The sequence below is a fragment of the Ovoidimarina sediminis genome (assembly GCF_032586175.1).
Lineage (GTDB): Bacteria > Pseudomonadota > Alphaproteobacteria > Rhodobacterales > Rhodobacteraceae > Ovoidimarina > Ovoidimarina sediminis.
In genome coordinates, this window is sequence record NZ_JAWHTE010000008.1 from 47,943 (window position 1) to 68,536 (window position 20,594).

The 20,594-nt window shown below is 65.5% G+C and carries 26 protein-coding genes; 11 read left to right on the forward strand and 15 right to left on the reverse strand.

Going from position 1 to position 20,594, the window contains the following annotated elements; genetic code table 11:
- Positions 1–29: 29 nt before the first annotated feature.
- The 3 genes from RXV90_RS11190 to RXV90_RS11200 all read right to left on the reverse strand — a co-directional run bounded on the left by RXV90_RS11190 (position 30) and on the right by RXV90_RS11200 (position 3,116).
- Entirely contained in the window at positions 30–2,057 is a 2,028-nt protein-coding gene (locus tag RXV90_RS11190; RefSeq protein WP_316648753.1) for an NADPH-dependent 2,4-dienoyl-CoA reductase, read from the reverse strand.
- Between the two features lie 105 nt (positions 2,058–2,162).
- Positions 2,163–2,612 (reverse strand): YtoQ family protein, encoded by a 450-nt coding sequence (locus tag RXV90_RS11195; RefSeq protein ID WP_316648754.1) that lies wholly within the window; start codon positions 2,610–2,612, stop codon positions 2,163–2,165.
- Between the two features lie 129 nt (positions 2,613–2,741).
- Entirely contained in the window at positions 2,742–3,116 is a 375-nt protein-coding gene (locus RXV90_RS11200; protein WP_316648755.1) for a VOC family protein, read from the reverse strand.
- A gap of 41 nt (positions 3,117–3,157) precedes the next feature.
- Here RXV90_RS11200 and RXV90_RS11205 point away from each other — a divergent pair, with 41 nt between their 5' ends.
- Positions 3,158–3,688, forward strand: a complete 531-nt coding sequence (locus RXV90_RS11205) for a winged helix-turn-helix transcriptional regulator (RefSeq protein WP_316648756.1) — start codon at positions 3,158–3,160, stop codon at positions 3,686–3,688.
- 21 nt (positions 3,689–3,709) lie between these two features.
- Here the strand turns inward: RXV90_RS11205 and pheT are convergent, their stop codons facing one another.
- The 3 genes from pheT to pheS form a co-directional block, all read right to left on the reverse strand.
- Positions 3,710–6,106, reverse strand: coding sequence for a phenylalanine--tRNA ligase subunit beta (pheT, locus tag RXV90_RS11210; protein WP_316648757.1), 2,397 nt, complete (start codon positions 6,104–6,106; stop codon positions 3,710–3,712).
- Between the two features lie 68 nt (positions 6,107–6,174).
- On the reverse strand, positions 6,175–6,966 hold the full coding sequence (locus RXV90_RS11215; protein WP_316648758.1) for a CE1 family esterase: 792 nt from the start codon (positions 6,964–6,966) through the stop codon (positions 6,175–6,177).
- A gap of 76 nt (positions 6,967–7,042) precedes the next feature.
- The gene (gene pheS / locus RXV90_RS11220; RefSeq protein WP_316648759.1) at positions 7,043–8,116 is read right to left on the reverse strand and encodes a phenylalanine--tRNA ligase subunit alpha; all 1,074 of its coding nucleotides are present in this window, start codon (positions 8,114–8,116) and stop codon (positions 7,043–7,045) included.
- 204 nt (positions 8,117–8,320) lie between these two features.
- Between pheS and RXV90_RS11225 the strand changes: the two genes are divergently transcribed.
- Both RXV90_RS11225 and RXV90_RS11230 read left to right on the forward strand, forming a co-directional pair.
- Positions 8,321–9,220, forward strand: coding sequence for a hypothetical protein (locus RXV90_RS11225; RefSeq protein WP_316648760.1), 900 nt, complete (start codon positions 8,321–8,323; stop codon positions 9,218–9,220).
- 30 nt (positions 9,221–9,250) lie between these two features.
- Positions 9,251–9,592 carry a hypothetical protein gene (locus RXV90_RS11230; RefSeq protein ID WP_316648761.1) on the forward strand — a complete coding sequence of 114 codons (342 nt, stop codon included), beginning with the start codon at positions 9,251–9,253 and terminating at the stop codon, positions 9,590–9,592.
- A 160-nt stretch (positions 9,593–9,752) separates the two neighbouring features.
- Here the strand turns inward: RXV90_RS11230 and rplT are convergent, their stop codons facing one another.
- The 4 genes from rplT to pyk all read right to left on the reverse strand — a co-directional run bounded on the left by rplT (position 9,753) and on the right by pyk (position 12,230).
- Complete coding sequence (rplT, locus tag RXV90_RS11235; protein WP_316648762.1) at positions 9,753–10,115, reverse strand: 50S ribosomal protein L20; 363 nt, start codon at positions 10,113–10,115, stop codon at positions 9,753–9,755.
- Positions 10,116–10,130: 15 nt separating this feature from the next.
- Positions 10,131–10,331, reverse strand: a complete 201-nt coding sequence (gene rpmI, locus RXV90_RS11240) for a 50S ribosomal protein L35 (protein WP_316648763.1) — start codon at positions 10,329–10,331, stop codon at positions 10,131–10,133.
- A 133-nt stretch (positions 10,332–10,464) separates the two neighbouring features.
- Positions 10,465–10,689 (reverse strand): hypothetical protein, encoded by a 225-nt coding sequence (locus tag RXV90_RS11245; RefSeq protein ID WP_316648764.1) that lies wholly within the window; start codon positions 10,687–10,689, stop codon positions 10,465–10,467.
- Between the two features lie 95 nt (positions 10,690–10,784).
- A complete protein-coding gene (gene pyk / locus RXV90_RS11250; RefSeq protein ID WP_316648765.1) occupies positions 10,785–12,230 on the reverse strand; it encodes a pyruvate kinase in 1,446 nt (481 codons plus the stop codon).
- Between the two features lie 133 nt (positions 12,231–12,363).
- Here pyk and RXV90_RS11255 point away from each other — a divergent pair, with 133 nt between their 5' ends.
- The 6 genes from RXV90_RS11255 (at position 12,364) to RXV90_RS11280 (ending at position 14,825) form a co-directional block, all read left to right on the forward strand.
- The gene (locus RXV90_RS11255) at positions 12,364–13,107 is read left to right on the forward strand and encodes an N-formylglutamate amidohydrolase (RefSeq protein ID WP_316648766.1); all 744 of its coding nucleotides are present in this window, start codon (positions 12,364–12,366) and stop codon (positions 13,105–13,107) included.
- 94 nt (positions 13,108–13,201) lie between these two features.
- Complete coding sequence (locus RXV90_RS11260) at positions 13,202–13,579, forward strand: hypothetical protein (protein WP_316648767.1); 378 nt, start codon at positions 13,202–13,204, stop codon at positions 13,577–13,579.
- A 73-nt stretch (positions 13,580–13,652) separates the two neighbouring features.
- Complete coding sequence (locus tag RXV90_RS11265; RefSeq protein ID WP_316648768.1) at positions 13,653–13,949, forward strand: DUF1244 domain-containing protein; 297 nt, start codon at positions 13,653–13,655, stop codon at positions 13,947–13,949.
- Positions 13,950–14,029: 80 nt separating this feature from the next.
- Positions 14,030–14,302: a hypothetical protein gene (locus RXV90_RS11270; RefSeq protein ID WP_316648770.1), complete on the forward strand. Its 273-nt coding sequence runs from the start codon at positions 14,030–14,032 to the stop codon at positions 14,300–14,302.
- Complete coding sequence (locus RXV90_RS11275) at positions 14,299–14,562, forward strand: hypothetical protein (protein ID WP_316648771.1); 264 nt, start codon at positions 14,299–14,301, stop codon at positions 14,560–14,562. Before RXV90_RS11270 ends, RXV90_RS11275 begins: the two co-directional genes overlap by 4 nt.
- The gene (locus RXV90_RS11280) at positions 14,559–14,825 is read left to right on the forward strand and encodes a hypothetical protein (protein ID WP_316648772.1); all 267 of its coding nucleotides are present in this window, start codon (positions 14,559–14,561) and stop codon (positions 14,823–14,825) included. Before RXV90_RS11275 ends, RXV90_RS11280 begins: the two co-directional genes overlap by 4 nt.
- Positions 14,826–14,840: 15 nt before the next feature.
- Here the strand turns inward: RXV90_RS11280 and RXV90_RS11285 are convergent, their stop codons facing one another.
- Entirely contained in the window at positions 14,841–15,698 is an 858-nt protein-coding gene (locus RXV90_RS11285) for a DMT family transporter (RefSeq protein ID WP_316648773.1), read from the reverse strand.
- Positions 15,699–15,954: 256 nt separating this feature from the next.
- Complete coding sequence (locus RXV90_RS11290) at positions 15,955–16,587, reverse strand: class I SAM-dependent methyltransferase (RefSeq protein ID WP_316648774.1); 633 nt, start codon at positions 16,585–16,587, stop codon at positions 15,955–15,957.
- A gap of 104 nt (positions 16,588–16,691) precedes the next feature.
- Between RXV90_RS11290 and RXV90_RS11295 the strand changes: the two genes are divergently transcribed.
- On the forward strand, positions 16,692–17,582 hold the full coding sequence (locus tag RXV90_RS11295; protein ID WP_316648775.1) for a LysR family transcriptional regulator: 891 nt from the start codon (positions 16,692–16,694) through the stop codon (positions 17,580–17,582).
- On the opposite strand, the gene RXV90_RS11300 is transcribed toward RXV90_RS11295, so the two are convergent.
- Positions 17,579–18,616, reverse strand: coding sequence for an adenylate/guanylate cyclase domain-containing protein (locus tag RXV90_RS11300; protein ID WP_316648776.1), 1,038 nt, complete (start codon positions 18,614–18,616; stop codon positions 17,579–17,581). The two genes, RXV90_RS11295 and RXV90_RS11300, sit on opposite strands and share 4 nt — an antisense overlap.
- 15 nt (positions 18,617–18,631) lie before the next feature.
- Positions 18,632–19,108 (reverse strand): SsrA-binding protein SmpB, encoded by a 477-nt coding sequence (smpB, locus tag RXV90_RS11305; RefSeq protein WP_316648777.1) that lies wholly within the window; start codon positions 19,106–19,108, stop codon positions 18,632–18,634.
- Between the two features lie 72 nt (positions 19,109–19,180).
- Between smpB and RXV90_RS11310 the strand changes: the two genes are divergently transcribed.
- Entirely contained in the window at positions 19,181–19,624 is a 444-nt protein-coding gene (locus tag RXV90_RS11310) for an ion channel (protein WP_316648778.1), read from the forward strand.
- A 9-nt stretch (positions 19,625–19,633) separates the two neighbouring features.
- Here the strand turns inward: RXV90_RS11310 and dapA are convergent, their stop codons facing one another.
- The gene (dapA, locus tag RXV90_RS11315) at positions 19,634–20,509 is read right to left on the reverse strand and encodes a 4-hydroxy-tetrahydrodipicolinate synthase (protein WP_316648780.1); all 876 of its coding nucleotides are present in this window, start codon (positions 20,507–20,509) and stop codon (positions 19,634–19,636) included.
- Positions 20,510–20,594: the final 85 nt, after the last annotated feature.

Here is a 20,594-nt window from a genome sequence, read left to right on the forward strand (position 1 = left end):
CGCACCGAAAACACTGGCTTTCCGAAACGTTAAAGGCTGGCCGCCAGCCTCGCCCCCTGGTCGACCGCGCGTTTCGCATCCAGCTCGGCGGCAACATCCGCGCCCCCGATCACGTGCACGCGCCGGCCTGCCGCCTCAAGCTCGTCCTTCAGCGGGCGATAGGGCTCCTGACCCGCACAAAGAACGATCGTGTCCGCCGCGATCACCGTGGGCCGTTCGTGCCCCTCGCCAAAGCTGACATGAAGCCCCTCTGCATCAATCCGCTCATAGTTGAGCCCCCCCACCATCTCCACCCCCTTCATCCGAAGGCTCGCGCGGTGGATCCAGCCGGTCGTTTTGCCAAGGCCCTTGCCGGGGCGGCCCTCTTTCCGCTGGCACAGGGTCACTTTGCGCTCCGCCGGGGCCGGTTTCGGCCCGTCCGGCGCCAGCCCGCCCCGCGCCGCGCCGGGATCGGCCACGCCCCATTCGCGCAACCAGGCGTCAAGATCCTCGGTCACGCCATGACCATCCTCGACGAGGTATTCGGCCACGTCGAAACCGATGCCTCCCGCGCCCACGATCGCCACACGATCGCCTGCGGCCTTGGCCCCGGTCAGAATCTCGACGTAGCTCGCGACATTCGGGCCCTCCTGCCCCGGAATCCCCGGATCTCTCGGCACAACCCCGGTCGCCAGGATAACCTCGTCAAAGCCCGACAGTGCCGCCGCATCGGCCCGGGTGTTCAGCTTCAGGTCGATTCCGACTTCGGCCACCTGCCCCTCGTACCAGTCGACGAGCCCGTGAAACTCTTCCTTCCCCGGGATCTGCCGCGCCATGTTCAGTTGCCCGCCGATCCGCCCCGCCGCCTCAAACAGCGCCACCTGATGCCCCCGCTCGGCGGCCACAAGCGCGGCCGAAAGCCCGGCCGGCCCCGCCCCCACCACGGCCACCCGCTTCGGCTCCTTTACGCTGGAATAGACCAGTTTTGTCTCGTGACAGGCCCGCGGATTGACAAGGCAGGAACTCACCTTTCCCGAAAACGTGTGATCCAGACAGGCCTGGTTGCAGGCGATGCACGGCGCGATCGCGCGGGCCCGCCCCGCTTCAGCTTTCGCCACGAAATCGGGGTCGGCCAGAAAGGGCCGCGCCATCGACACCATGTCGGCGCACCCCTCGGCCAGTACGGCTTCGGCCACCTCCGGCGTGTTGATCCGGTTCGATGTGATTACGGGAATCCCGACTTCCCCCATCAGCTTCTGCGTGACCCAGGTGAAGGCCCGGCGCGGCACGCTTGTCGCGATCGTGGGAATCCGCGCCTCGTGCCAGCCGATCCCGGTGTTCAGGATCGACGCACCGGCCGTCTCCATCGCGCGCGCTAGTGTGACCACCTCGTCCCAGCTCGATCCCTCAGGCACGAGGTCGATCATCGACAGGCGGTAGATCACGATGAAATCGTCTCCCACGGCGCCGCGCACGCGCCGCATCACCTCCAGCGGCAGGCGCATGCGATTCTCGTAAGCGCCACCCCAGCGATCCTCGCGCTTGTTGGTGTGCCGGACAAGGAACTGGTTCAGGAAATACCCTTCCGATCCCATCACCTCGACGCCATCATATCCCGCCTCGCGTGCCCGCGCAGCGGCCGTGGCGATATCGGCAATCTGCTTCTCGATCCCGGTCTCGTCGAGTTCCTTCGGCGGAAAGGGCGAGATCGGCGATTTCACCGCCGACGGTGCCACGCAATCGGGCCCATAGGCATAGCGCCCGGCATGAAGGATCTGCATCGCGATCCGCCCGCCGGCGTGATGCACCCGGTCCGTCACCTGCCGGTGGTTCGCGATATCCTCCGCTGAGTAAAGGCCCGCCGCGCCGGGAAACACCCCGCCCTCGCGGTTGGGCGCCATGCCGCCCGTCACCATCAGCCCGACACCGCCGCGCGCGCGCGCGGCATAGAACTCGGCCACCCGGCCCCAGTCCCCGGTCTCTTCCAGCCCGGTATGCATCGAGCCCATCAGAACCCGGTTCCGAAGCGTCACATGCCCAAGATCGAGGGGCGCCAGAAGATGCGGATAATCGGTCATTGGCCCCAGCCCTTCAGTTTGGCGAAAATACTCCCGCCGGAGGCATAGAACCTAAAACCCCGCCCTAACAAGCCGCGCGCCGGCCTTACGCGGGAAAACGCTGCGTCACCCGGGCAGCGTGCCGTCCAGCACATAACGCAGGATCTCCACCACCTGCCGGGGCTCCTCGGCCACTGCAAGCGCGGCCGCATCCACCTCCTTAAGCGCATGCTGATGCTCGGGCGGATGCAGGATGATCAGCGATTTGCCCAGCGCGGCGGCATAGCCCGCGTCGAACGCCGCGTTCCACTGCTTGTACTTGTCGCCAAAGCGCACCACGACGATGTCGGCATCCTGAATGCCCTTCCGCGTGCGGAGCGCGTTCACCATCGCGCCCTTGTGGTCGTGCCAGTATTTCGACGGCTCCTCTCCGAGGATCCGCACCCCGCAATCGTCCGACGCATCGTGATCCGTCACCGGCCCCCAGAACGCGACGTCGAGCCCCTCGGCGCCCGCGCGTATCTCCTCGCGCCAGTCCGTGTGTATCTCTCCCGACAGGTATACCTTCAGCGTCATGGGTTCTCTCCTTTGTTCTTTCCCGCCACATAAGGCACAGCGCGGAAAGAACCACCCCGGGGCTTCATGTGGCCCGAAATATCCCGGGGGACTCGCCCGTCAGGGCGAGGGGGGCAGCGCCCCCGTCTCTCAGCCCCCGGTCAGGTCTTCCGCCAGCATCAGTGCATTGCCGTCGGGATCATAGAAGGTAGCAAGGCGCACCATCCCTTCGATCGTCTCGGTCGCGCCGTCGAATCGCACCCCCGCCCCTTCAAGTGCGGCCCGCGCTGCCGCAAGATCCGCCACCCCGAAGACCGGAACGGTATTCCCCGGCGCGGGCTCCGCCTGCTCGCCGAGGCCAAGGGTCACGCCCTCCGTTTTCGTGCGCATCTCGCTCCATCCCGCCTCGTCGATATGGTGCAGAAGCTCGAAGCCAAGCGTCTCGGCATACCAGGCCGCGCTCGCGCGACGGTCGCGAACGGAAAGGGCGAGCGTGATCGTCGTGTCCAGGGAAACAAGCGGCACCGGGGCTTTCCTCATATCATAAAATAAAGTAACTATATTTTATGGACATAAAAACGCTTGTCAACCTTACCTCCCGGGCCTGGTCGCTGAAGATCCTGGCCCTGCTGGAGGCTGGCCTCCCGGGCCGGCAGGCGCCGCTCCTGGCGGCCACCGATGCCGGGCGCACCGCCTTCGCGGCGAGCCTCGATCACCTCGTGGAACTGGGGCTTCTCGAACGGAATCCCGGGCACGGCCACCCGCTGCGCCCCGAGTTTCGCCTGACACCCGCGGGCTGCGCCGCCGCAGCCATCGCCCGCCGCATCCTGAACGCGGTCCCGGACGAACCCGCCCTCCTCCGCCGAAGCTGGACGGTGCCCATTCTCGCCCTAACCGACCGGCCGCAACGCTTCTCGACGCTGAAGACGATGCTCACCCCGATCACCGACCGCGCGCTCTCGACCTCGCTTCGGTCGTTGGAGGAAAACGCCTGGCTCCGCCGCGACATCGATCTCTCAACCCGGCGGCCCTTCCCGATCTACCGCGCGGTCAACACCGGCCACGACGTCGCCGCCGCCATCCGTCTCCAAACATGAAAACAGCAGGTACCTAGGGGGTCACCCTCTCAGCACACCCCCCGTGGCCTTCCCGACCTTCTTGACGATCTTCGCGCCCACCGCCTCGATCTCCTCGTCGGTCAGCGTCTTCTCAACCGGCTGCAACCGGACGGTGATCGCAAGCGATTTCTTGCCTTCTCCAAGGCTCCCGCCCACGAACTCGTCGAACACCCGCACATCGCCGATCAGCGCCTTGTCGGCACCCTGGGCGGCGTTCACCACATCAAGTGCGGCCACATCGGTATCGAGCACGAAGGCGAAATCCCGCTCCACCGCCTGCAGGTCGCTCGCGGCCAGCGCAGGTTTCGTCGTGCCCTTCGACCGCGCCGCCGGGATCTCGCCGGGCCAGAGGGTGAAGCCCATGACAGGGCCCTTCACGTCCATCGCCTGAAGCGTCCTTGGGTGCAGTTCGCCGAAGACGCCCAGCACCTTCTTAGGGCCGAGGCACAGCATACCGTGCCGCCCCGGATGCCACCACTCCCGCGCGCCGCGCAGGATCTGCACCTTCGCCGGCGCCCCCATCGCGGCCAGGATCGCCTCCGCATCGGCCTTCACGTCATAGATGTCATGCGGCCGCGACGCGCCATGCACGTCCTTCGGCCCCGTCCGCCCCACCAGGATACCGGAAATCAGCAGATGCTGCTCCCCGGGTTCGGCCCCGTGAAACCCGGGCCCCACCTCGAACAGCGCGAAATCCGTGAACCCGCGCGCCTGGTTCCGCGCCGCCGCGGCCAGAAGGCCGGGCATCAGGTTCGGCCGCATATGGCTCATCTCCGACGAGATCGGGTTTTCCAGCCGGCAGGCCGCTTCGCCGCCGAACAGCGCGGCCGACGCCTCGTCGACGAAGCTGTAGCTCACGATCTCGTTGTAACCCAGCGCGGCGGCCGCCCGCCGCCCAGCCGTCTCGCGCATCTGCGTGGGCGTCAGGATCGGCTTCGGCACGCCCGCCGATACCCGCGGCATCGGCTTCGCCTCAAGCTTGGTCAACGACGCGATCCGCGCCACCTCTTCCACCAGATCCGCCTCGCCCATGATATCGGGGCGCCACGAAGGCGGGTGCGCCTGGTCGCCCTCCATCCGGAAGCCAAGCGCCTCCAGCGTCCCGCGCTGCGTCTCCGCCGGAATGTCCATGCCCACGAGCGAGGTCACCCGGTCGGTATCCAGCCGGAAGGCCCGCGGGGCCTCCACGGGCGCACCGTCCACCACGATCTCCGACGCCTCGCCACCACAGAGTTCGAGGATCATCCGCGTCGCGGCCTCGAGCCCCGGCAGCGTATGCAGGGGGTCCACCCCCCGCTCGAACCGGTACTTGGCATCGGAATTGATCTTCAGCCGCCGCGCCGTCGCGGCGATCACCGAGGGTGTCCAATAGGCACTTTCGAGAAACACGTTCACTGTGTCGGCAGTCACACCGGACGGCTCGCCCCCCATGATCCCGGCAATGCTCTCGGGGCCGTTGTCGTCCCCGATCACCATCATCCCCGGCTCGAACGCATAGGTCCGCTCGTCGAGCGCCTCGAGCGTCTCGCCCCCTTCCGCCGGATAGATCCTCAGATCCCCCGTCACCACGTCTGCATCGAAAACGTGCAGGGGCCGGTTCTGATCAAAGGTGAAGTAGTTGGTAATATCCACCAGCGCCGAAATCGGCCTCAAGCCGATCGCCTTCAGCCTGTCCTGAAGCCACTGGGGCGAAGAGCCGTTCTTCACCCCCCGGATCACCCGGCCGGTGAAATGGGGGCAGCCTTCGGCCTTCAAGGCCGCGTCGATCTTCACACCGATAGGCGAAGGAAACGCCCCCGGAACAGGTTCTATTTCAAGCGGTTTCAGCGTGCCGATCCCCCGCGCCGCCAGATCCCGCGCAATGCCGTGGATGCCCAGCGCATCGGGCCGGTTCGGCGTGATCGCGATCTCGATCACCGGATCCACCTTCGCCGGGTCATGCTCGGCCAGCCAGTCGATGAAGCGCTCGCCCACTTCGCCCGACGGCAGTTCGATGATACCGTCATGGGCGTCCGACAGTTCCATCTCGCGCTCGGACGCCATCATGCCGTGGCTCTCGATCCCGCGGATCTTGCCCACCCCGATCGTCGTGTCGATCCCGGGCACGTAGACGCCCGGATGCGCCACGACTACGGTGATCCCCTCCCGCGCGTTCGGCGCACCGCAGATGATCTGCTTCTCGCCCTGATCCGTTGCCACCTGGCACACGCGCAGACGGTCGGCATCCGGGTGCTTCTCGGCCTTCAGCACCTTGCCGATGGTAAAATCCTTCAGCCGGGCCGCCCGATCCTCGATCTCTTCAACCTCGAGGCCCAAGTCGGTCAGCGTCTCCGCGATCTCGTCAACCGACGCGTCGGTCTCCAGATGCTCTTTCAGCCAGGACAGGGTGAATTTCATCGGCCTATGCCACCTTGCGGATTAGGGTTCCGCGCGACATCTCAAATTCGGGCGCGAAGGGCAAGGCGTCAGGGGTAGGAGGGCGGCAATCCCAGAAGCTCGTCAAGCTGCCGCGCGATCCATCCATGGGTAATGAAATGGCCGCCTGGATGGATATCGAGGCTCACCCGCCCATGCGCGCACGCCTCCCACACGGTCCGCTCCAGCGTCAGGAACTCGACCTGCCGCCACGGCCCCCGGGCCTCGCCCGCCCCGCACCCCATGGCATCGCGCCAAAGCTTCACGGGCCAGGTCGTGTCGCCCCCCGGTCCATAGGGGAAGTCGAGCACCTGATCGTTCAGCCCGTAAACCTGCCGCACCTCCCCGGGCCGGGTTGCGCACGTCTCGTCCTGGTCGAGCGTCCCCGAAATCGCCAGAAGCGCGGCGATCCCCTCGCCCCGCTCACAGACAAACCGCCACGCCATGTTGCTCCCCCAGGAATAGCCGGAGACGAAAATCTGATCCTCGATCACCGGGTAGCGCTTCCGCACATCCTCAAGAACTGCGGCCCCGAAGGCCACGTCCTTCGACCCGGGCCGCCAGAAATCCCACGTCTTCCGCTCCCCGTTCGGCGCGACCAGAAGAACCCCCCGCCGCCGCGTCGCCCCGGAGATCCGCTGATGCTTGACAATAAGCGTCCCCTGCCGCTGCCAGCCATGGAAATGCATGAGAACCGGCAGGGGCGTCACCCCGTCCCAGCCATCGGGCGTCAGCACGTGATAGGACCGGTCGCCCAACTGGCAGGTCACATCGGCGTGACAGCCCTCCGCCGCGAGGGCCGGACGGGCGAGGAGCAGAAGAACGAAGAGGAAGACCCGCATGCCCCCCTCCTAGCCGCAGCAGGCGGGGCGTGTCAGATCAATTCGGCGTCAGGTCACGGAATGATCGCCCGCGCGCTCACCGCGACAAACCCCCATGCAGCGTCGGCACCTCCAGCGCCCCGAACCCGTAGTGCCGAAGCCACCTCAGATCGCTGTCGAAGAACGCCCGCAAATCCGGGATCCCGTATTTCAGCATCGCCAGCCGGTCGATCCCGATCCCGAAGGCAAAGCCCTGCCACTGATCCGGATCCACCCCGCCCCAGCGGAGCACGTGGGGGTGCACCATGCCGCTCCCGAGGATCTCCATCCAGTCGTCGCCTTCACCGACCTTCAACTGCCCGTCCACCCAGGAACAGCGCAGGTCCACCTCCGCCGACGGCTCCGTGAACGGGAAATGCGAGGCGCGGAAGCGCAACTCCGCGCTGTCCACCTCGAAGAACGCCGCCACGAAGGCTTCGAGGCACCATTTCAGGTTCGCCATCGAAATGTCGCGGTCGATCGCCAGACCCTCCACCTGGTGGAACATCGGTGTATGCGTCTGGTCGTAATCCGAGCGGTACACCCGCCCCGGCGCGATCACCCGGATCGGTGCGCCCTGCGCCTGCATCGCGCGGATCTGCACCGGGCTCGTATGGGTACGCAACACATGGGGCGGCCGGTTCGCCCCCTCGGGCAGGCTCATGTAGAACGTGTCATGCTCTTGCCGGGCGGGGTGATCGGGCGCCATGTTCAGCGCGTCGAAGTTCAGTTCGTCCGATTCGATCTGCGGCCCCTCGGCCACGGCAAAACCCATATCGGCGAAGATCGCCGTCACTTCCTCGGTCACCTGGCTCACCGGGTGCACCGTGCCCTGCCGCCGCGTCCGCCCCGGCAGGGTCACGTCCAGCCACTCCTCGCGCAGCCGCGCATCGAGTGCCGCATCCGCAAGCGCCGCCTTCTTCGCCGCCAGCGCCGAGTTGATCTCGTCCTTCAGCGCGTTCAGCGCCGGGCCCGCCACCTGCCGCTCCTCGGGGCTCATTTTCCCCAACTCGCGCATCTTGAGGCTGATTTCGCCCTTCTTGCCCACGGCATCCACGCGCAGCGTTTCAAGCGCCGCCTCGTCCTCCGCGGCCCCGATCAGGCCCAGGTACTTGTCTCTCAGGTCGTCCATCGCCAGCGGGTCCCCGTCATCTCGCTCGGCCTGCGTGCTACCCCGCGGGGCCGGGCGCTGCAAGACGGATGGCTCCCGCAGGCGATGTTGCAGAATTGCCGAGCGCCGCCCCTGCACCGGATTGTCCACAACCGGGGCACAGTTTCGCCGCCTTCTTCTGTCAGACACTCGGGCGCGTGTAACCAGCTATTTCGAGAGTGCCCCATGCGTCTCATCGGCCTGTTCCTGATCTCACTCTTCCTCCGTGCGCCTCTGCCGGTGAAGCTTCTGGTCGGTCTTCTCTTCCTGCCCATCGCCCTGCCGCTTGCGATCCTGCGCATCCGCCGCCACCGGAAGGATCAGGCGCCGGTGCACCGCCTCGCGCCCGAGGTGCTGAGCGAACGGCTTGTCCTCCAGACCGCCGAGATCGATCCCAGCTCGAAGGAACTCCAGGCCTTCCGCGCCCGCGTCCTCGTACTCGTCGATGCCGAAGACTGGGCGGGGCTCGATACCCTCGTCACCCGCTGCGATCAGGCCCGCATGGCGGCGAAGGACGACACCCGCCTCGCCCCACACGCCATCGCGGCGATCTGGGACAGAATCCAGGAAGAGGCCGAAACGCATTTCGACGACCGTCTGTCGCGCGGCGAGGACGTCATCCCTGCCTCGGTGATCGAACCCTTCCTCGATGCCGCCGACGACGCCCCCGACAGCTACGCCCTGACGGCGCTGGCCGCGGGCCTCGCGATGCAGCTTGGCTGGGCCCGCCGCGGCCATGCCTGGTCGGAACTGACCGACGAGGAAGAGATGCAGGCGATGCAGGAACTGTTCGATACAGCCGGCGGCCTGCTTTCGGGCTTCGATGCCGAAGATCTGAATTCGCCGCTGCTCGCCGGGCTGGCCTACGATCACCTCGCGGGAACCGGCACCGACACAAAGGGGCTCAACCGGGCCTTCGCGCTCCGCATGCGCCTCGATCCGGGCGATCCCGAAGCGCTCGGGGCCCATGGCTGGTATCTCCTGCCGCGCTGGTACGGCGATTACGAAGAACTCGACGCCGCCGCCCGCCGCCGCCACGCCGAGACCCACCGCGCGCGGGGTGCGGCGGATTACGCGCTTCTCTAAGATCACGCGCTCACCCGCGACGACGGCGCGATGATGATGATCGACATGGGGCTCTACAGGGAAGGTCTCTACGACCTGATCGACCGCTCACGCGATCCGGAAGCCACTGTGAACACCGTCCTCTCGACGCTTCACGATGTCGGCCTGCCCCGTGTCGGACTCGGCGGCAGCCGCGAACCGGCAGAACTCGTCCAGCGCCGGGCCGAATTCCGCGCGCTATTCGACGAGATCGCCCGCGCCCGCCTCACCCGTATCCTGCCCCACCGCTGGGACGAAGGGCTCGATGCCGCCCGACACAGCCTTGCCCTCACCTACCAGGACGAGATCATGGCCGGCGAAACCGTGCATGTGGGCGAACACCACGCAGCCTGACTGCCCTTCATGTGGCCGGAAATATCCCGGGGGTCCGGGGGCAGAGCCCCCGGTTCCTGACCGGGCGCACGGGAACATGCCCCGCATGGCTCTCCATCCGGGGCATCTCTCGGTCTTGACCTGAAAGGAAGAAGGCCCGGGAGGTCCCCGGCCCTTATGCTCAGCCCAGCGCGGCCTTCGCCTTGTCGACAATCGCCGTGAAGGCGTCAGGCTCGTTCACCGCGAGATCGGCGAGCACCTTGCGGTCCACCTCGATCCCGGCCAGCGACAGCCCGTTGATGAAGCGCGAATAGGTCAGCGCCTCGTCATGGGCGCGCACGGCGGCGTTGATCCGCTGAATCCACAGGGCGCGGAAGTTGCGCTTGCGGTTCTTGCGGTCGCGCGTGGCGTACTGGTTGGCCTTGTCCACCGCCTGCGTGGCGGTGCGGAAGGCGTTCGACCGGCGGCCGTAATAGCCTTTGGCGGCCTTGATCACTTTCTTGTGGCGGGCGTGGGTCACTTTCCCGCTGGTAACGCGTGCCATGGGTCCGGTCTCCTCTTAACGGTCGTAAGGCATGAAGCCCTTGACGATCTTCGCGTCAGGGGCGCTGAGCGTGGTCGTGCCACGCGCTTTGCGGATGAACTTCGTGGTCCGCTTGATCATGCCGTGCCGCTTGCCGGCCTGGGCGCTGATGACCTTCCCGGTCGCCGAAACCTTGAAGCGCTTCTTCGCGCTCGATTTCGTCTTCATCTTGGGCATTTCCGTCTCCTGTCTTCCGAACGGTTTCAAGCGCGACTCGGCATGCCACTCCGGCCGGCCGCACGAACGAAGGCGCCGTATAGGCCGCGCGCGGCCCACCATCAAGCAAAAACTTGCGCCCTCAGCCCCGAGCCTAGCCGAGCCCCACCATGTCCATCGCGTAGCGCGGCAGGTTATTCACCGAAAACCCCTCCGAGGGGCCGATCACCTGTGCCCACAGGATAAGGATGCCACCGGCAACCGCGCAGGCTGCAGGCCCGCGCATGGTACGGTTCGACGAGGAAAACGCCCCGATCACCATCGGAACCGAGGCTGCGAGGAAAAGAACACCGAGGACGAAAAGATGCTCCGGTCGCATGTGCGACGCTCCAGGACTCACCGCCCCTCCAGCGCGCGCACATTAGCCGAAAGGCAGGGGTCAGATCAATTCCCGCGTCCCGTGCGCCCGAAGCGTCACTCGGGATCGGTCGAGAAGATCAGGCGTTCCTCGCAAGGCGCGATCCTCAGGATATTGGTTGATCCGGGCACATTGAACGGCACGCCCGCGATCACCACGATCTGGTCGCTTTCCTCGGCGAACCCGTCCTTCCGCGCCGCCCGCGCGGCGTTCACCACCGCCTGCTTGAACCGCTCCAGGCGGTTCGTCAGCACGCAATGCAGGCCCCAGGTCAGCACAAGCTGCCGCGCCGAAGGCAGGATATGGGTCATCGCGATGATCGGCGGGCGCGGGCGCTCCCGTGCGATCAGACGCGCCGTGGTCCCCGATTGCGAGAAACAGCAGATCGCACTGATATCAGTGGTTTCCGCGATTTCCCGCGCGGCCACCACGATCGCGTCGGCCGAGGTTTCACGCTTCCCGCCCCGGCTCGCATCGATGACCGAGCGATAGGTCGGGTCGCTCTCCACCTCGCGCGCCACGTTGTCCATGGTCGTCACCGCCTCGATCGGGAATTGCCCGGCGGCGCTTTCCGCCGACAGCATCACCGCATCCGCGCCTTCGTAGATCGCCGCAGCCACGTCCGACACCTCGGCCCGCGTCGGCATCGGGCTCTCGATCATCGATTCAAGCATCTGGGTCGCCACGATCACCGGTTTCGCCGCTGCACGGCATTTGCGAACAAGCTGTTTCTGAATCGGCGGCACGTTCTGCACCGGCAATTCCACGCCCAGGTCGCCGCGGGCCACCATGATTCCATCCGACACCTTCAGGATCTCGTCGAAGGCATCCACCGCCGCGGGCTTTTCGATCTTCGACAGAATCGCGGCCCGCCCGTTCGCCAGTTCGCGCGCATCCCACACGTCCTTGGGCCGTTGCACGAAAGATAGCGCCAGCCAGTCGACGCCCAGTTCGCAGGCGAATTCAAGGTCGGCCTTGTCCTTTTCGCTCAGCGCAGCGAGCGGCAGCACGACATCGGGCACGTTCACGCCTTTCCGGTTCGAAATCGTGCCGCCCACCGTCACGGTGCAATCGGCGTGATCCTCGCCGCAGCTTTCCACTTTCAACCGGATCTTCCCGTCATTGACGAGAAGCGTCGACCCGGGTTTCAGCGCCTGGAAGATCTCCTCATGGGGAAGCTGGACCCGCGTCGCATCCCCCGGCGTCTCGTCAAGATCGAGCCGGAACGACTGCCCCACTTCAAGCTCGGCGCTGTCCTCCTCGAAGGCGCCGACCCTCAGCTTCGGGCCCTGTAGATCCGCCAGAATCGCGATCGGCCGCCCGACCTCTTCCTCGATCTTGCGGATGATCTCGTGCCGCGCGGCGATCTCCTCGTGGGTGCCGTGGCTCATGTTCAAGCGAAACACGTCCGCACCCGCCTCGAAGAGCGCCTTGATCGTCTTGTGGTCCGACGATGCCGGGCCGAGGGTCGCTACGATCTTGATGTTGCGCTGTCGTCTCATGGCCCGTTTCGTCCCTTACCAAACCCGCGAATACATGCTCGGCAGCGTTATCGCTGATAACGCTAACGCTGGCAACTGGCGTCCCCGAACGAGGTGGCATATGTCACGAGGGAACGAACCGTACGGCAGCAGGATGAGTGACGAGCCCTTCGAGATAATCGGCGCAGACAGGCAAAGCCCCTGGCTCATCGCCTGCGATCACGCCACGAACCGGGTCCCGCCATGCGTGGGCGGCGGCACGCTGGGCTTGTCCGACGAAGAGATGTCGCGCCACATCGCCTGGGATGTCGGCGCCGCCGGCGTCACCCGCGGCCTTGCCGAACATCTGGGAAGCCCCGCGATTCTCTCGCGCTTCTCGCGCCTTGTGATCGATCCGAACCGTGGGGAGGACGACCCGACCCTGATCATGCGCGTCTACGATCGCACCATCGTGCCCGGCAACCGCCACATCGACGAGACGGAACGCGAGCGGCGGTTGAACGCCTTCTACCGGCCTTACCACGCGGCCTATGCCGAACTTGCGGCGCGCCGCCGCGACACGCTCGTGGTCGCGGTTCACAGCTTCACCCCCCAGCTGCGCGGCCGCCAGGTGCGGCCCTGGCACGTGGGGGTGCTGTTCGATCCGCGCGACGAACGCCTCTCGCGCCCCTTTATCGACCGGCTTTATGGCGAAGGCGATCTCGTCGTGGGCGAGAACGAGCCCTATGCGGGCCACCTCCCCGGCGATGCAATCGACCGGCACGGGCTGATCCCTGGCCGCCCCAACGTTCTGATCGAACTCCGGCATGATCTGATCGACACCGCGGAAAAACAGGCCCGCTGGGCCGCCCGCCTCGCGCCGCTTCTGGAAGGCGCGCGCACCGGCGCGGGGCTCTGACGCGGCAACCGCCCGGCGATTGCGCCGGATCAACCCCCCTCCGCCCGCCCTGCCCTAGACTTCCCGAAAGCGACACCCGGGAAAGGCAAGCCCAATGGCACCTCTCATGCGCGCCCCTGCAGCGCTCCTCGCCCTTCTGGCTCTGACGGCCTGTACCGGCGCACCGCACGCTACCGGCGCGCCGCTCCCCGGCGAAACCCGAGTTGCCACCTCCGCGATTCTCGCCAATGACGTGGCCAGCAGCATCATGTTCTTCGACGCGTTGCAGGATACCACCTGCGACAGCCGGCGCGTCGTCGACACCCGCATCGTCGCCGAAGACGAGGTTTACATGTTCCGCGAAGGCCGGCTCGTGCAAGGCAAGTGGTCCGAAGTCTGGACGCTCGACCGCTGCGGCAAGACCGCGCGCCACCGGCTCGACTTCGAGGCCGACGGCCGTGGCGGCACCACCTTCGGAATCTCGGTGGTCTAGCGCCCCGGTGCCCCTCCGCCTTGACCTCGCGTGGCCCGATGCCAATCTCTCCCCTAAAGGAGAACTTGCACCCATGGACGATCAGACCCGCCTCGAACTCGAAGCCGCAGCCTTCCGCCGCCTGCGCGATCACCTGCGCGAGCGCACCGACGTGCAGAACATCGACATGATGAACCTCTCGGGGTTCTGCCGGAACTGCCTGTCGCGCTGGTATCAGGAGGCCGCCACCGAACGCGGGATCGAGATGACGAAAGACGAGGGGCGCGAAATCGTCTACGGCATGCCCTACGGCGAGTGGAAAGACAGATACCAAACCGAGGCCACGCCCGAACAGCAGGCCGCCTTCGCCGCCAGTCACACCCACGACTAGGCGCACCGCAACGTGATTGGGCCGGGCCCGCGGCCTTCTTTAGCCTGGGTCCGCTCCGCGCCACAGATGGATCGAAAGCGATGCGAAAGATCGCCCTGATTGCCGCCCTTGCCCTGATGCCGCTCTCGGCCCTCGCGGCGGATGACCGGCCTGCGGTGAACGAACAGCTCCTGCTTTCAATCCGCCACGGGCTCGCCCACTACGGCATCCGGGCCGACCTGGAGAAACTGACCCTCAGCCAGGCGGTCGAACTGAATTTCCTCCTGGATTCCTCAGAAGGCCGCGGCGCCCTGAACCGGCTCCGCAAGAAACAGAGAATCCTCCACCTCCTGCGAAAGGCAGATGCGCTATGATCCCCATGAAAGCCGCCCTCGCCGGCACGCTCATCCTCGCCACGCCCGCGATGGCCAGCACCCAGCTTGAACGCTCGGTCGGTCTCGGCCTCCGCCAGCACGGCATCCACACCGATATCGAAACCCTCGATCTCGAAACGCTCGCCCGCCTTTCCTTCGCGCTCTCGAACGAAGACGCGGGCGAAGGCGACGTCCGCACTCGGCACCTTCTCAACGCGATCCTCGATCAGGCCGACGCCAAACGGAAGGACACCGAATGACCCGCATCCTCCTTCTCACGATCGCCCTTGCGCTAACGGCCCCGGCCGCGCAGGCCCTGACCCAGCTTGAACTGTCGGTCCGGCAGGATCTGCGCGAATACGGGTTCCGCGACGTCGATGTCGAAAAGCTCACCACGGCACAACTCGTTGCGATCAGCCACATCGCCCACGCCAAGAACGACAACAAGGGCGGGAAGCGCGCGCAGATCCGCTCGGTCCTCGGCAAATCCTACAGCCTGCGCGGCATCCTGTTCCCGAACTGATCGGCTCGGACGCCATCACGCCGTCAACAGCACCCCCATCCCCGTCAGGATGATCACCGCCCAGCCAAGCCGCCGCCCGAGCTGCCCTTCCTTAAGAAGGATGCTCCCTGCCAGCACCGACAGAAGCACGCTCACCTCCCGCGTCGGGGCCACGAAGGCCACCGGCGTGAAGGTCAGCGCATAGAGCACGAGGATATAGGCCAACGGATTGAACAGTGCGATCAGGATCACCTCCTTGCGGTGCTCCGCCCAGTGCCGCCCGATCTCATGCCATTTCCGCCGCGCCATCGGCGACAGAAGCAGAACGCGCCCAAGGCTCGACGAATAATCAAGGATGATCGGCGGCACGAGAAGGACGGATACGGCATAGGCATCCCAGGCCGTGTAACTGCCGATAAACGTCCCCGTCGCCAGCCCGAACAAGAGCGACAGCGTCACATGCCGCGCCCCGGGTCGGATCCCACCCGTGAGCATCAGCACACCGAACACGATCAGAAGCGCCCCGGCGGCCATCTGCACCGTGATGATCTCGCCCAGAAACACCACCGCGAAGGTCGATGAAAGCAAGGGCCCGGTCGACCGCGCGATCGGATAGACGAGCGACAGGTCCCCGTGCCTGTACCCGATCTGCAGGATCAAGAAATAGCCGAGGTGCAACAGCACGCTGCCGATGATGAAGATCACCGGCCAAAGGCTCAGATCGGGATCCTGCGTCACCAGGATCCAGACCGGCAGGGGCAGATAGATCACGACGGTGACCAGCGAGAACAGCCAGATCAGCTCCGCCCCGCCTCCCACGCGCTTGACGAAGAAGTTCCAGGTGGCGTGGCAGACTGCGGCACAAAGGACGAGGACAAGACCGGCGAGTGACATGGGTAGGCTCCGGGTTGGGTCAGACGTGTTTCATCACGCCCTGTCCATCCCCTCTGGCGTTTTCGTCCTCGGGTGTCTGCCACCGGCTCATAACGGCGCTCGGACCAGCTTGCGGTTGCGCAACGGAACCCTAGCCGCACATGGAAAGGCTGTCCGCAGGCTAGGCGCCTTCGCCGCACGCCTCAACGAAAAAGCGCGGCCCGCCGCAAGGGCCGGGCCGCGCCGTCGCGGGCAACGTGGGGAAAAGCCGGTGGGCTCAAAGCTTCGTCGCCACCACGAACCGGTTGGGTGGCGATGCCGGGTAATTCCCGGTCTCGATGATCCGGAAGCCCGCGCGTTCGATCCGCGCTTCCAGATCGGCGATCCGGAAGAAGTTCAGCTTGCCCTTCGGCGCCTTTCCGAACAGCCGCATCACCGGCAGCGCCACGCGCAGAAGCCCGAACGGCCACCCTTCGAGGCAGGGGGTCTTGGTGATCAGCGTCCCGCCCTTCACCAGCGTGCGCTGGAGCGTTGCGAGTGTACCATCGACATCTTTGACGAGGTGCAGAAGGTTGAACCCCATCACAACATCATACCCGTCCTTTCCGAATTCCGGCGAGGCCGCATCGAGCGCCTTGAAGCGCACATTCGTCACCCCGGCGTCCCGCGCCTTCGCTTCCCCGATCGCCACCATGGCGGGCGAGAAATCGGTCGCGGTGGTATGGCCGGTATGGGGGGCGAGCTTAAGCGCCGTCGTCCCGGTGCCGCAGCCGACTTCGAGCACTGCGTGCTCGGGGCCAATATACGAGCGCACGCGCTCCAGCGTCTTCTCGTAAGCATCCATGTTCTGAACCGGGCGCGCGGCATAGCGTTCCGCGATATTGTCCCAGAAGGTGATTTCGGCAGTCATCTCTCTCTCCGGTGTGTTTGTCATCCTGTGTGCGAGACGGGGTCTACACATGCCCGAAAACGAATAGAATTGCCGATTTTCGTCTTTCCATTATACAAATTTGCATGAATTGGAGCGCCCTCACCTTCGACTGGAACCAGGTCCGCGCCTTCCTCGCCACTGCCGAGGAAGGCTCGCTCTCCGCCGCGGCCCGTGCACTGAAGCAATCTCAGCCCACTCTCGGCCGCCAGGTCTCGGCGCTCGAGGAAAGCCTGGGCGTCGTCCTCTTCGAACGGGTCGGGCGCTCGCTGGCGCTCACCCCCACGGGCCGCGATCTTCTCGACCATGTGCGCGCCATGGGTGCGGCGGCCGAACGCGTCTCCCTGATCGCGGCGGGCCAAAGCCAGACCGTCGAGGGCAGGGTCTCCATTTCGGCCAGCGATGCCATGGCCGCCTACGTGCTCCCCAGCGCGCTCGCGACGCTTCAGCAGGCCGCCCCCGGCATCGAGATCGAGGTGATCGCCTCAAACGCGATCAGCGATCTTCAACGCCGCGAGGCCGATATCGCCATTCGCCACATCCGCCCCGAAGAGCCCGAGCTTTTCGCCCGTCTCCTGGGCGAGGAAACCGCACACCTTTATGCGGCACCGTCCTATCTCGACCGGCGCGGGCGGCCCGAAACCATGGCCGATCTGGCCAAACACGACGTCTTCGGCTTCGCCGACCCCGACCGCACGGTGATGGAGTTCAACAAGCGCGGCCTCCCCGTCCAGCGCGGCCAGATCCGCATTTTTTCCGAAAGCGGGCTCGTCACCTTCGAGATGGCCCGCCAGGGCCTCGGCATCGCGGTCATGGCCGACAGCGTCGTCGCCCGCAGTTCGGGGCTGGAACGTGTGCTGCACGAGTTCGAAGTCCGCTTCCCGGTCTGGCTCGCCGTCCACCGCGAGGTTCAGACAAGCCGCCGCATCAGGCTGGTCTACGATCATCTGGCCGAGGCGCTGAAACAGCGGGCCTAGCGCGGATCCACGCTGAAGAGATCGGTGGCATGCCCGCGCCCGCGAAGCGTGACGGTTCCCACCTGCCTTGCGACGAGTGTTTCAGGAAGATCGATTCGTTTCAGAAGTTCTCGCGACAACAAGAGGGTGCAGGCGAATGCCTTGCATTGCTCCTGGATCCGCGCCGCCGTGTTAATGGTGTCGCCGAAAAACGAGATCTCCTGTTTCTGATCGCCGCACTGGCTGATGACGATCGAACCCGCGTGAAGCCCGATCCTGTACCCGGGAACCACGCCGAAGGCGCGCTCATAGGCATCCGCCTTCTCGCGCACGCGGGCGGCAATCGCAAAGCAGCAGTGAAGGACGCGGCGGTTCAGCTTGCCATCCCGCACACGCCAGGTCACCACCATCTCGTCGCCGACATATTGATGGATCTCGCCACCATGCGCGGCAATAGGTTCGGAAATATCGAAAAAGAACTCGGTGATCAGCCGCTGAACGCCCACATCGCCAAGACGTTCCGCCAAGGTCGTCGAGCCTGCGAGATCGAGGAACATGAAGATGCGGTCTTCGGAAACCGGTTGCCGATAGCGGCCCAGCACGAAGTTCAGGAAGTTCCGCGCTCCCACCATGCGGACGACCTGCAGCACGACCTGAAAGACCACGACGAACAGAAACACCAGTACGACGGTGCGCCCGAACTGCCGGTCCGGGGAAAGGACGACATCGAGCGTGGCAGTGCCGCGAAACACCAGGTCGCCAAGCACTGCGGCCGCGAAGATCACGACCAGCAGGAAAAGAGATTTCAGCAGGATCGCCGCAACGAAATGCATCCGCCGGATGGCCTCGCCCCATCGGCTGGGCACTACGAGGATCTCGAACCCCCAGAACAGCACGCTGCCGACAAACCAGCTGAACCCGATCTGCTCCAGAATATTCGGAGCGACATCGAAGTCATCAACCGAGAAGAGATAGGCATCGAGGACGCCGTAAATCGTCGTCAGCGCGACGCCGAGAAGGAAAAGCCGCACCCTCGCAAACACACGTGTGGACACGGGAACCTCCGATTCTCAGCCGTGCTCCTTCAGAAGCCGCTGTTTCTGGCGGTTCCAGTCGCGTTTGGCCTGTGTCTCGCGCTTGTCGGCCTGCTTCTTGCCGCGCGCGATCCCGATCTTCAGTTTCGCAAGCCCTCGGTGGTTGAAATACATCACCAGGGGCACCAGCGTCATACCCTTCCGCTGGGTGGCGTTCCAGAGATCGGCCAATTCCTTGCGCGATACCAGAAGCTTGCGCCGGCGCCGATCCTCGTGGCCGAAGGTCCGCCCCGCGTCATAAGGCGCGATATAGCTGTTGACGAGCCAAAGCTCACCGTTCTCCACCGCGGCATAGCTTTCGGCGATGTTCGCCCCGCTTTCCCGCAGCGATTTCACCTCCGATCCCATAAGCTGAATGCCGCACTCGATATCCTCCTCGATCGCGTAATCGAAGCGCGCGCGCCGGTTCTCGGCGATCACCTTGTAGTTCGGATTGTCCTTCGGTTTGGCCATGCGCCCCCCATATCGGCTTGCGCCCCCGCCGTCCATCCGGGCGCTTGACGCGGGCGGCGCGGGCGGAAAAGCATGGCGGCCATGTTCGACCAGCTCTTCCTCGGCACCATCCTCACTGTCCTGACCTTCACGGCTGCCGCACTTCTGATCTGGGTCTTCGAGGCGATCCTGCGGCAGCGGCGCCCCTGGCTTCTCAGGCCGCCGCATGGGCTGAAGCTGATGCTTCTGCTGTGCCTCACCCTCTTCTGGATGATGGCGATGCTCACCGTCGCGGTCTGGATCTGGGCGGTGGCTTTCCGGCTTCTGGGGATCTTCGGAACACTCGAGGCGTCGGTCTACTTCTCCCTCGTCGCCTTCACGACGCTGGGTTTCGGCGATGTCCTCCTGCCCCAGGAATGGCGGCTCTTAAGCGGGCTCTCGGCGGCGAACGGCCTGCTGATGTTCGGCCTGATGACCGCCGTACTCGTCGAAACCCTGCGCGAAACCCGCGGGATGCAACGGGAAGGACCGAGCTGACGGAAGACCCTAGTTCAGAAGTCCCGCAAACCGCATCGCGCTGTCGATCGCTGCCTTCGTCCCATCGGTCAGCCCGGTCAGCGGCAGACGCACCTCTTCGGAACAGCGCCCAAGCCGCGACAGCCCGTATTTCGCGCCCGCCAGTCCCGGCTCGAGGAAGATCGCCCGGTGCAGCGGCATCAGACGATCCTGATACTCCAGCGCCTTGGCGTAATCCCCCGCCAGCGTCGCCTCCTGGAATTCGGCGCACAGCCGCGGCGCCACATTCGCGGTGACCGAGATACAGCCCTGCCCGCCATGGGCATTGAACCCCAGCGCCGAGGCATCCTCGCCCGAAAGCTGGATGAAATCCTTCCCGCATGTCGCCCGCTGATCCGACACCCGCGTGATGTCGCCGGTGGCATCCTTCACCCCGATGATCCGGGGCAGCTTCGCAAGCTCGCCCATCGTCGCCGGCGACATGTCCACGACCGACCGGCCGGGGATGTTGTAGATGATGATCGGCAGGGTGCAGCAATCGTGCATTGCGGTGAAATGCGCGATCAGCCCCGCCTGCGTGGGCTTGTTGTAATAGGGCGTGACGACCAGCGCGGCATCGGCCCCCACCTCTTCGGCGAACTGCATGAAGCGGATGCCTTCGACGGTGTTGTTCGAACCCGCCCCCGCGATCACCGGCACCCGGCCCGCGGCGGTGCGCACGACCGACTTGATCACCGCCTCGTGCTCCTCATGGCTGAGCGTCGGGCTCTCACCCGTGGTGCCCACGGGCACCAGCCCGTGGCTGCCTTCGCCGATATGCCACTCGACGAGTTTCTCCAGTGCCTCGAAGTCGACCTTTCCGTGTGTCATCGGTGTCACGAGGGCTGGATATGACCCTTTAAACATGAGTGTCTTCCTTCGAGGTGGTATATGTCGGCGGTGGCCCGCCGGCGGATCGCCGCGGACCCTATAGTTTTGCCACGAGAATGCC

Bases quoted from the DNA above. Each gene is read 5' to 3' on its own strand.
- RXV90_RS11265 (WP_316648768.1), top strand. From the start codon at position 13,653: ATGGACGATCAGACCCGCCTCGAACTCGAAGCCGCAGCCTTCCGCCGC.
- RXV90_RS11215 (WP_316648758.1), bottom strand. From the start codon at position 6,966: ATGCGGGTCTTCCTCTTCGTTCTTCTGCTCCTCGCCCGTCCGGCCCTC.
- RXV90_RS11205 (WP_316648756.1), top strand. From the start codon at position 3,158: ATGGACATAAAAACGCTTGTCAACCTTACCTCCCGGGCCTGGTCGCTG.
- RXV90_RS11195 (WP_316648754.1), bottom strand. From the start codon at position 2,612: ATGACGCTGAAGGTATACCTGTCGGGAGAGATACACACGGACTGGCGC.
- RXV90_RS11190 (WP_316648753.1), bottom strand. From the start codon at position 2,057: ATGACCGATTATCCGCATCTTCTGGCGCCCCTCGATCTTGGGCATGTG.
- pheS (WP_316648759.1), bottom strand. From the start codon at position 8,116: ATGGACGACCTGAGAGACAAGTACCTGGGCCTGATCGGGGCCGCGGAG.
- RXV90_RS11270 (WP_316648770.1), top strand. From the start codon at position 14,030: ATGCGAAAGATCGCCCTGATTGCCGCCCTTGCCCTGATGCCGCTCTCG.
- pheT (WP_316648757.1), bottom strand. From the start codon at position 6,106: ATGAAATTCACCCTGTCCTGGCTGAAAGAGCATCTGGAGACCGACGCG.
- RXV90_RS11225 (WP_316648760.1), top strand. From the start codon at position 8,321: ATGCGTCTCATCGGCCTGTTCCTGATCTCACTCTTCCTCCGTGCGCCT.
- RXV90_RS11285 (WP_316648773.1), bottom strand. From the start codon at position 15,698: ATGTCACTCGCCGGTCTTGTCCTCGTCCTTTGTGCCGCAGTCTGCCAC.
- dapA (WP_316648780.1), bottom strand. From the start codon at position 20,509: ATGTTTAAAGGGTCATATCCAGCCCTCGTGACACCGATGACACACGGA.
- rplT (WP_316648762.1), bottom strand. From the start codon at position 10,115: ATGGCACGCGTTACCAGCGGGAAAGTGACCCACGCCCGCCACAAGAAA.
- rpmI (WP_316648763.1), bottom strand. From the start codon at position 10,331: ATGCCCAAGATGAAGACGAAATCGAGCGCGAAGAAGCGCTTCAAGGTT.
- RXV90_RS11290 (WP_316648774.1), bottom strand. From the start codon at position 16,587: ATGACTGCCGAAATCACCTTCTGGGACAATATCGCGGAACGCTATGCC.
- RXV90_RS11280 (WP_316648772.1), top strand. From the start codon at position 14,559: ATGACCCGCATCCTCCTTCTCACGATCGCCCTTGCGCTAACGGCCCCG.
- RXV90_RS11255 (WP_316648766.1), top strand. From the start codon at position 12,364: ATGAGTGACGAGCCCTTCGAGATAATCGGCGCAGACAGGCAAAGCCCC.
- RXV90_RS11295 (WP_316648775.1), top strand. From the start codon at position 16,692: ATGAATTGGAGCGCCCTCACCTTCGACTGGAACCAGGTCCGCGCCTTC.
- RXV90_RS11275 (WP_316648771.1), top strand. From the start codon at position 14,299: ATGATCCCCATGAAAGCCGCCCTCGCCGGCACGCTCATCCTCGCCACG.
- RXV90_RS11245 (WP_316648764.1), bottom strand. From the start codon at position 10,689: ATGCGACCGGAGCATCTTTTCGTCCTCGGTGTTCTTTTCCTCGCAGCC.
- RXV90_RS11230 (WP_316648761.1), top strand. From the start codon at position 9,251: ATGATGATGATCGACATGGGGCTCTACAGGGAAGGTCTCTACGACCTG.
- smpB (WP_316648777.1), bottom strand. From the start codon at position 19,108: ATGGCCAAACCGAAGGACAATCCGAACTACAAGGTGATCGCCGAGAAC.
- RXV90_RS11260 (WP_316648767.1), top strand. From the start codon at position 13,202: ATGGCACCTCTCATGCGCGCCCCTGCAGCGCTCCTCGCCCTTCTGGCT.
- pyk (WP_316648765.1), bottom strand. From the start codon at position 12,230: ATGAGACGACAGCGCAACATCAAGATCGTAGCGACCCTCGGCCCGGCA.
- RXV90_RS11310 (WP_316648778.1), top strand. From the start codon at position 19,181: ATGGCGGCCATGTTCGACCAGCTCTTCCTCGGCACCATCCTCACTGTC.